Here is a 13877-nt window from a genome sequence, read left to right as displayed (position 1 = left end):
TAACACATATTGCTTTTTAACACAAATTTTAGTACTAATTTTAATTTAATTAAGAAAAAAACAATAATTTATAATACTACAGATAAACACTATTCCTTGATTTCTATGCTCCTTTTCAATTCATTTCCTTTTTCATCCAAAACGGTAATGATATGCATTCCTGGATTAGCGAATACAGGCATTTCATGAAATTGTTTTGTAGCACCAATAAAATGATCATCGATATACCAGAATACTTGAGTTTCTGGATTAGTATGTGCAATTTTAAACACAACCTCATTTGTCTTACCATCAAAGCCTTTGGGAAGATACACGCTACTATTGGGTTTTGGAAAAATAAAATCCATTCGGTCCTGAGACTCTTTTGTACAATCAGATCTATATAACGGTAATGATTTATAATCCGCATTATTAGTCTTATAAAAGTACTCTTGTAAGGGAGGTAATACAAACCAGGGTGTATGAGTCATATTAGCTACGGGTTCACAAGAGGAATTTACTCTGTATTGTCTAGTTGCATCTAAATGAATTAATTGATGATAAGGACACGGATTCGTTCGATCTCCCGAAATTGGCACATACATTTCTTTAGTTGGGCAATTATTCCCTGCCAAAAACCCACTTTTAGAACAAACCTTTACTTGAACCAAATCATCATACGGAGTCAAAAACCACTTTGAATTGGGTAGCAGATTATACACATCAAATAACACTGGTGCAGCTGCATTTAGCCCTGTTAATTCAGGTCGTCCTTCTCCGTCGGCGTTACCAATCCAAACACCAACAACATACTTTTTGCTACTTCCTATCGCCCAAGCATCTCGATTACCAAAACTAGTTCCTGTTTTCCAGGCAATCTTTTTTGAGGAGTCATAAAATTCCCATGCTTCATCTCCCTCTGGCCTATTTACTTTTTTCATCGCCTCAAAAGTTAACCAGATACTTCCGGCACCAAATACAGATTTCTGTTGTGTTTTTTTACCAAAGTCAACCTTCTTTTCTGCTAAGATGATTGGTTCTGTAAATTCTTTGGTGAAATATTCACTAGAAGTATCCTGATAATGATTCAATGTTCCAGCAAAACCTGCATATGTTTTACATAAATCCCATAGGTTACCCTCGGCACCACCTACAATAAGAGATAATCCATAGTGATCTGCACTATACTTTAAATCCTTAATTTTAAAGGCATTCATTTCATCTCTGAATCGCTGCAATCCGTATTGTTGTAACAATCGAACTGCAGGAATATTTAATGACCGTGCCAATGCTCTATTGGCTGGGGCGGCACCGCTATAGCTTTCATCAAAATTCTTAGGGCTATACCCAGAAATTACAGTAGGTATATCTGAAACCAGTTGCTCTGGTAACAATTCACCCTTATCCATCATAGCTGCGTATAATAATGGTTTTAATGTACTTCCTGTACTTCGCCCTGCCTGAATAATATCTACGTCTTTCTGATGGGCTTTATCTGTAGAGGTATTACCCACATAGCTCAACACTTCTCTAGTATCAACATCCAATACCAAAACAGCCATATTATGTACTTCATTTTGTTTTAATACTTCGTAATGTTTTTGTACAACCTGATTAACTTGTTTTTGCAGTATTGGATCAATGGTTGTCTGGATTCGTTCTCCATTATATTTTTTTGCTAGTCTTTCTAATAAATGTTTAGCGGTTTGCGGTAGAAAATATGGTTTCTTAGGTAATTCTTCGCTTATGGATAGCTCATAGGTTAAAGAATCAATAGTACCTTCTTGCAATAGCGTATGTAATAATCGATTTCTCTTTTGTTGTAAACGAATTTGATTTTTTCCGGGATAGATTAATGAAGGGGCATTAGGCAAAACAGCCAATGTTGCACTTTCTGCCCATGATAATTGATGTGCTGGTAATCCAAAATACCTCCACGACGCCATATCAATTCCCACAACATTTCCTCCGAAAGGAGCGTGAGAAGCATATAGTTTTAGAATATTTTCTTTAGAAGTTCCTAATTCTAGACGCGTTGCCAATATTAACTCTTTTAACTTTTCAAAATAAGTACGTCTCTTACCTTTTCGAGCAAGTCGAATTACCTGTTGTGTAAGTGTACTTCCGCCTCGAACAACCCTACCTGCTCTAATATTCTCGCCAATAGCCTCAACCATGGCCACAGGATTAAACCCAAGGTGTAGGTAAAACTGTTGGTCTTCAAAAGCAATAATACATTTTTCGAATTTTATGGGAACACTATCGGTTTCGGGAAAACGCCATTGCCCATCATTAGCAATCTTGGCTCCTAGTAGTTCTCCATTTTTGGTTTCGATCACTGTTGCAGTTGGATCGCCAAATAAAGGTTTAGGTAATAAAAAATAATACCATACCAATACTACTCCCAGAAGAATGAAGCGTTTTGGATGTCTTTTTATATAGGTTTTTAATTTTTGAAGCAATATCAGTTTAGATTTTAAATTTAATCTTTAGAAATCACAAAATCTTCTAGTATCATTGCGTATCTATTATAATTTCTTTCAAAAAGAATTAAACTTCAATAGATTTTCCTTCAAAAGTCTTGCCTCCCGTACTATCAAAATAAAAATCAATTTGCCCAATATATACTCCACCCATACCACATTGATTCACTAACACTTTTTCTCCCAAAGCATTATCCACGATTGTAGGTTCAGGTAATAGTGTATGTGTATGGCCACCAATAATAAGGTCTATGTCTTTTGTTTTTTTTGCCAAATGCAAATCTGAAACTCTATTTGGATTACGTTTATAATCATATCCTATATGAGAAAGACATATAATAAGGTCGCAGTGTTCTTCTTCCTTTAAAATTCGGGACATATCCTGTGCTATTTCAATGGGGTCAAGGTATCCGGTTTCTTTATATAAATTCTTATTAACTAACCCCTCCAGCTCAACGCCTAATCCAAATACTCCAATACGAATTCCATCTCGAATCAGCACCTTATAAGGTTTTACAAGATCATTTAAAACCGTATTTGTAAAATCATAATTGGCAGAAACAAAATCAAAAGTAGCATTTGGTAGCTGGCTTAAAAATCCATCGATGCCGTTATCAAAATCATGATTTCCAATAGTAGCCAAATCATAGTCTAACTTAGACATTAATTTAAATTCTATTTCTCCTCCATAATAATTAAAATAGGGAGTTCCTTGAAATATATCTCCCGCATCTAACAAGATCGTATTGGGGTTTTGTTTTCGAACCTGCTCTATTACAGAAGCTCTTCTGGCAAATCCTCCTAAACCAGGGTATCTGGAGTGGTTATTTGGTAGTGGATCAATTTGACTATGTACGTCGTTACTATGCAGTACCGTAATCTTTTTTGATATCGGTTGGCTACAAGATGCTAAACTTAATCCTCCCAAACTGGCAAAAGCTGTTGCCGAAGCCATTTGCTGTATAAATCTTCTTCTATTTTGCATAATGCATTCTTTTATCCAGTTTTACCTGCAATGTATCTACTGATTTAAAATAATCTATCAGAGCATTTCTGAGTTTATAATCTATTTTATATAATTGGATTGGGTCTTTAAAGAAATTCATACTATCCCCTCCTTGCTGCAAATAATCTGTAGTAAGGACAATATAATTTTTCCCTTCTTGTAAAAGATGACCATTAATCGTTACCTCTTTACTTGTTTTTGCATCTTTTAGTATGCTTAATTGTATATTCGAGATTGGATGTGCCCTTTGTTTTTCTGCCAGATACGAAATTAATTCTTTTACTTTCTCATAAGATAATTCTACGGCTACTAGTTCATTTTCAAAAGGCATCAGCTCAAAAGCAGCCCTAGAGGTTACTGCTCCTTTAAGTATAGGTGCCCGCATACCACCATGATTGAACAACACAAAATCGATTTCTTTATGATATCTTTCTTTAAAAATAGGCTGTGCACGTTGTAATGAAATATCAGCCATAAGATTACCCAAAGTACTTTCTAACCCTCCATCATTTTTGGTAAAGGTAATTGTCGCAATACAAAGGGTAGAATCTAATGTTTTATTGAGGTGATTTCTAAACGGCTTTATAAATGAATCTATCGTTTTATCTGTAGCTATTGTAGAATCAATCTTTTTTTGCCTTGTCGAAACTTTACTAACCGTAATAGGTTCTTGTTTACAGGCAGAAATACTTGCTAAAAAGAAAAGACTGAGTATAGGTATATAAAACTTGGTATTCATTATCTTTTTGATGTTTTGACAATGGTACTAAAAAAAACAATACGTTAGGTTTATGGTTTGGTTAAAATAATGTCTCTTCAAAATGAAATCAACAAGAATTTGTAGAACTCTTTACAAAGGTTATGTTTTCTATGTATCACAGGAAACATCATCCCAATTCTGGTTTCTGTATTGTATTAACCAATTTAATGCATAATGTCTTTCATAAACAACTCCCGGATGCAGATTATCTAGTTCGATTCCATTGACCCTGGCATCAACACAAGTCCAATCTAATCTATAATATAAATCATTAGCATCTAGGATCTCTGTTTTCCCTCTAGAGGAATTAATGCCGTTAATAAAAATATTAGGGTCTTTTCCTTCTCCAATAGGATATTGCTCTGACGGAATATTATCCAAACTCGCCAAAGTATCAGGAAATCCAATTTCTTCTACAATTTCTAATGCCCACATCAGAACCCAAATACATTCGCATTTCCAGGTTTCATAACTTTTGGCTTCATCGGTCGGGTTATTTAAGAAACTTAGCTCTTTTTCAGTTACTTTTTCCAGAAGATCATAGTTTTTTAAATAATCGATAGCTTGTTCTCCGGTTATATTATTAAATGCAACCATATTAGTTGTTGCTAGTATGGCAACTCGTTCAGCGATCTCTTTTGGAGTTCGTAAAATTGTAGTATTCTCAGATGCTATACAGGGCAGATTACTGTTTAATTTAATCTGTCGTTCGTTTATAATAGACTCACTTTTAGATTTTCTGTTTTTTTGATCTTCTGTCACCTTTGTTTGTTCTTCATCAAAATAAGCAGCATTTATATTTACGTCTAGATGATCTATATCACAATTCCCATTAGTATCTAAAATTAGGTTTAAATCTTTATCCAAAAAATGTTGTGTTTCTGATCTACTAATATTGGTATCAGGTCGAATAAATAGTATCCCATCACAAGATTGACACATATTTTTGGTCAATATTTTTAATTCTTCATCCAGATTTCCTTCTGATAAAATCGGAAATTCACTATTTAGGGTCTGTATTTTTTGAAGTAATAGCTCTTTAACCTTTTCATTACTACTAGGTAAAGAATTTACAAAACCAGACATTCCTGATAAATTTTGCGTTAATGGGGAATCTATTTCAGAGATTTGATAAGAAGGTTGTGCTCTTTCCCGATACGAGATCTGAAATTCTTTTTTAGGTTTAAAAAGTCCTTCTTTAATAGATACATATATGATTTTTTGCCCATCTTGTTCTGAGACTGATACTTTTCCTTTTGGAAATACCTTTTGTATCTCTGGAACGATGTTATCAAAGTATAATTCATGAGAATATATCGTGCAGTAGTTGTCCATTTTTATATTATGATTGTTTTTATATTAATTCTCAATCCTAATTCATCCTAACTTTTATAATCGAGAATATTATATCATAAGAATCTTATTCTTTATCAGAATTTAGGGGTAAAATCATGTAAATTGATTGTTCTCCTTTGGTTATGTTTTTTGATAAAAATTCAAACGCTTCTCCTTCTTCGTCCTTCGGGTTCCAATCTACTCTACCCAAATTAAAATCGGTAAAGTATGCTTCCCAATTTTTATATTTTTCTCTTGCCAACGGAAGAATTTCTTTTATAATCTCAAGCACCTCATCTTTTGTTAAATAATTTGCAGCGTACCCCATACAAGCATTGTTTACAATTCTTGCATAATCCCATGATTTGTATTTATACTCTCTTGTTTTCAAATCTTCCAAAGTTTCAAGCAAAGTAGCTTTATTTGTAATCTCCCACATATTTCTAAACATACTCTTGATTCCTGATGCTTGTGATGATTCAAACGGAAATTCTAAAATCTCTTTGTAACCACTTACCAATTCTTCATTACTTGTATACCCTGCAGAACTCATCATTTCCTTCACCTCATCAATTCCACCGTATCCATTAAAAAAATAAATCCCTCCAAGCATAAAGCTACTTAACTGTTCGTCCTCTATTTTTTCTGCAGTCGAATTACAAGATGATACCATAACAAGCATAAACATTGCAGCCAAAACTTGTGTTGTCTTTTTTACCAATTTCATTGATTTTAATTTATTATTGTTTTTATTTATTTTGATACTGTACTCCTTTTTCTTCTGGGGTATTTAAATCAATCCAAAAGATTTGAGTTTCCTCATTATTTTCAATTTTTCCGTTTTCATTTTGATCCAGTTTTGCGAATACATACATGAAATCATTTGCAGGATCATATTCAGAACTCATCACCGAAAAATTCTTGGGAACTAATGGTTTTTTATTTTCTCCGTTTATGTCAAAATAATAAAAACGTCTAAGATCTTTTACATTTATAAATCCGTCTTTATTTGTATCCTCATCATATACTGAAATCATATGGAATTTTCGTGTAATTGGCACATCATTTAAAGTGTCTTTTGAAAATGCTGGGTAATATAACGTTTTAACTAAAACAGGTTTTTTAAAAAACTTATTCTCTATTTTGGTCTGATGATTATAATGAGAAACATTAACAAAATTATACCCATAAACGGCTTCAAATCCTGGCATATAATTGTGATTCCATTGATTCCCTTTACTTTCACCATATTCACTCCAATTGGTATGAAAACTATTTGATCCCGTAAATGGCTTTTTTGTTTTCTTAGTATAATTTACTTTATAAACAGGAGTCAATCTATGATTAGGATTAGCTGTTAATAGTACATTTCTTGGTCTGGTTTCAAATTTTAATGTATCTGTTTTTAATCCATCTATAGGCTTTCCTTCTTCATCCTCTGCAACCTCACTAACAGCAAATCCTTTGGATTCTAATTTCTTACCTTTCGAACAACTTAAAATTAGAAGAGCTAATCCTAAAATTAGTATTAATTTATTCTTTTGCATGTGTTTAATTTTTGCCAACTTATAGCATTAAAATGGTTGAATTAACACTCATAGTAATGCATAGACCATGTACCCCACTAAAGCTTCTATTTTACAACATCTACCCATTTTCCTTTACTTCGCACAACATAATCATTGTCGTACATCGCTTCACATTGAATGCCTGGCAGGTAATATTTCCCTAAATATGATGCATTAAGTAAGATAGTCATTGTTTTACTTTCTTTTGGCTTTAAATCAAAATAGAAATTCACCCGATCATCACGAATATCTGTATGTGTAACAGCATTTGCTTTAAACGATCCAAAATCGGTAAAACGAGTATTTACTACTTCCCATCCAGATGGAAAAATTTCGGTTAATGCAATATCCTTCACCTTAGAACCTGTTGTATTTGTAATTGTTACCTCTGCAACAAAATCGGTTCCCTGGGTCAGTAATATTGGGTTAATGATGTTTCCGTCCTTGGTTTTATAATCTACAATTGCTTTAAAGTTACTCTCAAGTACTTTCTCTTCTCCAACAGGCAAAATCCCACTTGTAGCTAATTGTACAAAAATAGTATTGTCTTTATTGTTTTTAAGTACTAATTTATTATCCTTTAAAATGGCAACTTCTCCAGAAGTTGCTAATGTTTTACCTGTATTAGCAGTAATTGATCTACCATTAAGAATATAATTTACATTCACACCTTTTCCTCCTACATATTTTGCATATTTTGCCATTCCCATTAATGCATATGAAGTTGTTTGTGTACTCATCCAATTTTTGGAAGACAACTCTTTGGCTAATTCTACTGCCACTTTCTGTGCTTTGGCTTTTTGATCTAATGTTACTAGCGTCTCTAAAGCCATTGCTCGATTACGATTTGTAGAACCATAAGTATAATGGTTATTCTTTCTTGGTTGGAAATCGATATTAGCAGAATTCAATAATTGAATTGCAGCATTCGACTGACCTATCAATCCATATCCCGCTGCTAATCTTAATTTGGCATCATTAGACAATCCCGATGTTTCTCTTAACCTATTCATAGAAGACAGATCTGGACTCCCTGCAAGAGCAAGTGTATATAATCTATAGGCTTGTGCCAAATCATTGTTACCACTTCTCCATCGTTTAGCCTGTTGCTGTTGATAATTAATCCAATTGCTTTTGAAACCAATAGGTAAGACATATCCTTGCTTATTTGCTTCTAATAAGAAGTGCCCTGCGTAGGTTGTTCCCCAATCATTAGGATTACTATAGCCAGGCCAATACGACATCCCACCACCAGGTTGAATAAAACGTTTCAATCTATAAATAGCTGCTTCTATATTTTTTTGGATTTTCTGCTTCTTTTCTGAGGATAAATTAAATACTTCTCCCAAATATAATTGTGGAAATGCTGCAGAAGTAGTTTGCTCTACACATCCATGTGGATACCGAATAAGATAGCTTAATCTACTTTCAAAATTCATTGGTGGTAATGATGATAGTTCTATGGTCGCACTATTACTCCCTTCAATTCCAAACGCAGCAAAACTAACTTCTTGTTCACTATTTGGTTCCAGAACAATTGAGGTTACCTCTGTTGTCATCGGATTTGGATTCACAATATTAATTGGCACCTTATATGAAGCTTTTTCTCCACCTCCACTGGCTACCACCTCAATATCTGTAATCGAAGCTCCTTCTAATACTTCGATATCAAAGTATGCCATTTTCTCATCGGGTTCTGGAAATGATAATTTCTGTTGTGTCTCGCCAATTACTTTAAACCCTTTATTTGGTTTTAAAGTAACGTTTACATTTTTCACTTTCTTTTCCATTGCAAAAACAGTAACCGGAATTGTCACTTTTTCACCCGGAGTAATTTTTCGAGGAATCGAAGTTAATACCATCAATGGTTTTCGAACCGGAGTAGTTTTATCAGCACTACCATACGCTGCATTACCTGCATCTGAAGCTACAATCATTGTACGCACGGATCCTATATATTTAGGGATTTTGATTTTATGCGCACGAGTTTCTCCTTTCTTTAATTCAAAAGGCCCTTCGAATACAACCATTGGTTTAAATCGATTTGCTTTTTTAGATTTACTTCCTCCTGCTTCGGCGTCACCACCAATACTAAATACTTGATTAATACTTCCGCCATAGGCCCCAATTACATCATCGTATACATCCCATGTTTTTACACCCAGCGCTTCACGTGCATAAAAACTAGTCCATGGATTTGGAGTTTTAAACCTTGTTAGATCCAATAATCCTTCATCTACAATTGCAATAGAATAGGTCATCGCTTTACCATTATTTTCTCCAACTTTGAGTGTAATTGTCTCTTCTGGCCTAAGCACATCTGGCATAGTTAGCTTAGGTTTTACCTTGGTATTTGGATTTTCGACAGAGATCGGCACTACGCCATATAATCGTATTGGTAAATCATTGGCAGTTGTGGCATGCGGTTGTAATAACGTAATATGAATATACACATTAGGCGTATGTAATTCTTCGATTGGAATTTCGAACTTGGTTTCTGTTTTTTGAGGAATCACCCATTGAGAAGATAATACTTCTGTGCCATTTTCTACAGTTACCAATGCTCTACCACCCTCACTTGATGGAAATGTTACTATTGCTTTCTCACCAACATTATAGGTGTTTTTATCTGTAGAAAACAAAAGCATAGTTGCTGCTGATGGGTCATTTTTTCTTGACTTCCCTGCCCAACCTGGCCAATCAATATACATTATTTTTCCTGTAGCATGACCTCCATTTGGATCTACAACCCTTACTAGGTATCTCCCCCATTCTGGATATTTTAATTCAAATTTGAAATTCGCTTTACCACTATTACTTGTTGTAACTTTTGTTTTGAATACTTCATTATGATATGAACCTCTGTTATACGAAGACAAATTATCTTCTGAAGAATCCCACCACCATCTCCAATCGACTTTATAGATAAAAACCTCAAGATCTTTTACTGCTTTAGGATTTCCTTTTTCATCTACTGAAACCACCTCAAAATTATGTTGGGTATCGGTGAGTAACATCCCACGAGCTTTATCTCCTTTAGGTGTATTTACTCCAATATACGTGCTATAAGGAGAGAAGTCTTTACTGATAACATCGGTACTAAAATCTCCTCCATTTTCATAAACTTTAGTAATAAAAGAAGCTTTTAACATCCCTGCTGCCTTATTTTCAAGTTTAGGGGTAAGGCTAAAGGAAGCTTTTCCTTCTCCAGAAATTTTTCCTTGAAACACTTCTTGTTCTTCTGTACCAAACCTTCGTGTTGGGTCATCAAAAACATAGCCCGGGAAGGTTTTAAATTTGGTTTGCGCAGGATTAAATCTTACATTAATATCAGTCTGTAAATTCTTTGCAATCGCACCATGCAACCATAGCACTTCTAGATTTCCTTTAATATTCTTATCAGCCACCAATACTTCATCATCGAATGTAGTTTTGATCTTAAGACGATTTGGTTTTATGGTCTCTATCTTAAGTATTTTACTAAAGCTGGCTCCACCAACCTTGACTTTTGCCTGCCAGTTCCCTGTAGGGGCTTCATCAGAAGTATTGACTATAAATTTATAGAAATTATTGGTTTCGTTTGTCTTTGTTTCCTGATGTGTTACTTTTCCGTAGGGGTCTCGCAATTCGAACTTTACAGGGTGTCCTTTTGGAAGTTTATTTGCATTATCATTAAGCATAAAAGATAAAAATAATGTATCTCCTGGGCGCCAAACACCTCGTTCTCCATAAATAAATCCTTTAATTCCTTTTTGAAGTCGTACTCCAGAAACATCAAATTTACTTACTGATAGTGCATTACCGTCATTTAATTTTACATAGGTTTGTTGTTTCCCTGATGTTACAATAGCAAAATATGCCGGGCGATCAGCATCAAATCCTGTCATTCCTTCTGCATCGGTTGTAGCCGATCCTATTTCTTGTTGCTGGTAATTATAGAAAACTACTTTGGCATTAGAAACCGGACTCGTGGTTACGATATCATTAACAGTAATCGCATAGGATTGATTTAATCCTTTCTTCACCACAACTCCTAAATTGGAAGCTAATATGTTCGCACTTATTTTTTTATCCCTAAAGTAAGAAGTGCTACATGGGTTCTCTCTTTCTTCCCAACTATAATCATAATAATCATCATAATAGTATTGAGAACTATCCCAAAAACTTGTTTCTTCTTCTTCATCATAATTATTGGTTAAATCTTTAATTGGTGTATCGTCTGCTCCTTCTCCTTCGCACTTGTATAGTGAATACGCTTTACGGTAATTAAGTTCTACCCTATAAATTGCTCCAGGGTCTGGAGAAATGAGTTCTTTTAAATCAATCGCAAACGCATTCCATTTACTAAGGTTTAACGAAGGGTTTTCTTTAAGGTTAATCAATTTCTTGGCGACTGGTCTTGCAACACTTCTCAAATTACTAGATCCATCAAGGTTATTGTTTTGTAAAAACTGAAGCATATTATTTTCAAATACTTTAACTACCTGCACTTCAACAGCACGAAGATTTATAGCTTCAAAATTAAACTTGAGGTTATCAGAAGTTGGTAAAATCACTCCACTTTGTAATAATCTTATCTCTGGATTTGGTTGTTGGAAAGATACATTTTCTGTATACTTATTTTTAAGTTTATAATTATCTGTACTTCGAATTCCTTCAAAAACAGTAACTTCTAATATTCCTTTAAGTTCAATTTTTGGGTATACTTTTAGAACATTTCCGTTTACAGTATATTTTAGATTTTTAGCCCCTGATATAGTAACCAGTCCATTAAAATTTTGATTTTTCTTAAGTGGATCAGAAAAATTAATCTCTACGTATTGATTATCCACATTTGCTACAGAAATGCTAATCACCGAGAAATTATTCTTTCCAGGTATTGATAACGTTGCTGAGCCTTCGGTCTCTATATTAAATGAGTCTCCTGACCATTTAATTTCTACCTCAGAGTCATCTTCAAAACGCTGAATACTATCAATTCTAAAACTAAACTGACGACTTTTATCTATTGATTCACTAAATTTTACAGCGACTTCCTTACCTTTTTGCATAGCAGTGACCAATTGCTTAGCAGTGTCAAACTTCATTTGATCACTAGAAGTAATTGTACCATCAATATATTGCCAATCTTTACTATAAGATTGTAAATTATCAGTGATTACAGAGAATTGCTGTTTTAATGTTTTTACGGTGAATACAAATTCTTCGTCTAAATCATCTTCAAAATCCTCTACTAACTCTTCTAAATCTAATGTAAATGTATATGCAGTATCTTCATCAAAACTTTCATCGGGTTGAAATGAAATTGTACGGTTGTTTACTGCAATTATTCTTCCATTAACTTTTGGGGATACTGATAGTAAATCCTTTGGTAATTCCTGATTATCACTCCATCCTTCTACCGGAGTTTGTAAGACAACATACACATTATCTAATACCGAAATAACTCCAGAAGATACATCTGAAATATAGTCCTGATATTTATTTAGCTCAGATGCATTTGCTTCAGCTATAGCTTGAGCGTCTTTTTTCTTACAAGAAAATACTAATGCTACAAAAAGTAGCATATAAAGAATTCGTAATGATTTCATATAGTTGATGTTTAGCTGATTAAAGGTAGTATAAATTTAATTCTATCCAATATTATCTTATTGTATATCCCTTGTTATGAATTTTAGTACCTATCAATATTTAAAAATATATTCTTTTTTAATTAGATCAACGATCTAATTTATATTCGTTTAGATTTTATCCATATTCGAGAATAATAAGACTATCTCCTCCTTCTCAGGATGAAGAATCTAATAACTTACATTTCTCTTACATCTATTTTCTTTTGAGCTGTTACTTTGCCAAATACACAAATGATTCATACAGAGATTAAGGTTTTAATCATAATCTATCTTTTCATATTATAATAGTACCGATTTTCGATCCAAGGAAGAGAATGTAGCATTACCTTGTTGCATTATCTTTTCTACTATTTCATTTCTTCCATTTGTACCATGGTCTGTAATATATTTTACTTCATCCGGGGTGATTAGTTTTACATTTACTAAAAGGATTGGTTCAATACTTAACTCTATTTGTTTAGGAATTCGATCACTTTGTAATCCCATAAGAACCCCTACACGACCATCTTCATTAACAAAATTATCTGGTACTTTTATATTATATAATTCTGTAGACAAGTATGTATACTGTTGAAACAGATTGATTAAATTTCCATTATCTGCTGCTAATAAGCCTGCTTGGTATAGCATATCAAACTGCCACGAATTTTTGACCGTATCTAGATTTTCCAGGTTTTCTGTTTCTACATACAATTCAAAACCTAATCCATTATATGCTTGATTTTTTTCATTGGTATCGTAATCACTATATGGATCACTTAATCCATCGGTTGCCAAAAATGTTGATCCAGGAGTATCTATTTTTATAAACGACTGTCTTAATGAAGGCCAGGTAGGCCCTCCCATAAAACTTGGATTTATTAAATGAGACAATACATCGCTTTCCAGATTTCCTATTTCTTTCCAGAAAGAATTGCGCTTCTCATAAGAAGCATCAAAATGTTTTTGATAATCCATGTTTTACTTTTTATTTTGAATTAGTTCTTGTACATTCTATGTGGTTTCCCCTCCACTTCACTACAAACATTTCTAAAAAACAAAAACACCATCCCCAAATATTGTTTTTATTTATCATTTAGAAAATACTACAATAGTTTGATAAAAGTAAAATGA

The 13877-nt window shown here is 33.6% G+C and carries 8 protein-coding genes; all 8 read right to left on the bottom strand.

Going from position 1 to position 13877, the window contains the following annotated elements:
* Positions 1 to 89 precede the first annotated feature (89 nt).
* Positions 90 to 2441, bottom strand: coding sequence for a penicillin-binding protein 1C (gene pbpC / locus DK442_RS21185; RefSeq protein WP_109437918.1), 2352 nt, complete (start codon positions 2439 to 2441; stop codon positions 90 to 92).
* Between the two features lie 88 nt (positions 2442 to 2529).
* Positions 2530 to 3447 carry a bifunctional UDP-sugar hydrolase/5'-nucleotidase gene (locus tag DK442_RS21180; RefSeq protein WP_109437917.1) on the bottom strand — a complete coding sequence of 306 codons (918 nt, stop codon included), beginning with the start codon at positions 3445 to 3447 and terminating at the stop codon, positions 2530 to 2532.
* Positions 3437 to 4207 carry a 5'-nucleotidase C-terminal domain-containing protein gene (locus DK442_RS21175; RefSeq protein WP_109437916.1) on the bottom strand — a complete coding sequence of 257 codons (771 nt, stop codon included), beginning with the start codon at positions 4205 to 4207 and terminating at the stop codon, positions 3437 to 3439. Before DK442_RS21175 ends, DK442_RS21180 begins: the two co-directional genes overlap by 11 nt.
* 129 nt (positions 4208 to 4336) lie before the next feature.
* Positions 4337 to 5563 carry a DUF4272 domain-containing protein gene (locus tag DK442_RS21170; RefSeq protein ID WP_109437915.1) on the bottom strand — a complete coding sequence of 409 codons (1227 nt, stop codon included), beginning with the start codon at positions 5561 to 5563 and terminating at the stop codon, positions 4337 to 4339.
* Positions 5564 to 5648: 85 nt separating this feature from the next.
* On the bottom strand, positions 5649 to 6290 hold the full coding sequence (locus tag DK442_RS21165; protein WP_109437914.1) for a DUF1266 domain-containing protein: 642 nt from the start codon (positions 6288 to 6290) through the stop codon (positions 5649 to 5651).
* 22 nt (positions 6291 to 6312) lie between these two features.
* Positions 6313 to 7110: an EF-hand domain-containing protein gene (locus tag DK442_RS21160; RefSeq protein ID WP_109437913.1), complete on the bottom strand. Its 798-nt coding sequence runs from the start codon at positions 7108 to 7110 to the stop codon at positions 6313 to 6315.
* A gap of 86 nt (positions 7111 to 7196) precedes the next feature.
* Positions 7197 to 12722, bottom strand: a complete 5526-nt coding sequence (locus DK442_RS21155; RefSeq protein WP_109437912.1) for an alpha-2-macroglobulin — start codon at positions 12720 to 12722, stop codon at positions 7197 to 7199.
* 321 nt (positions 12723 to 13043) lie between these two features.
* Entirely contained in the window at positions 13044 to 13721 is a 678-nt protein-coding gene (locus tag DK442_RS21150; RefSeq protein ID WP_109437911.1) for a suppressor of fused domain protein, read from the bottom strand.
* Between the last annotated feature and the right edge of the window lie 156 nt (positions 13722 to 13877).

The organism is Aquimarina sp. AU119 (assembly GCF_900312735.1).
Taxonomy (GTDB): Bacteria; Bacteroidota; Bacteroidia; order Flavobacteriales; family Flavobacteriaceae; genus Aquimarina; species Aquimarina algiphila.
This window is presented reverse-complemented; position numbering and strand designations above follow the sequence as displayed.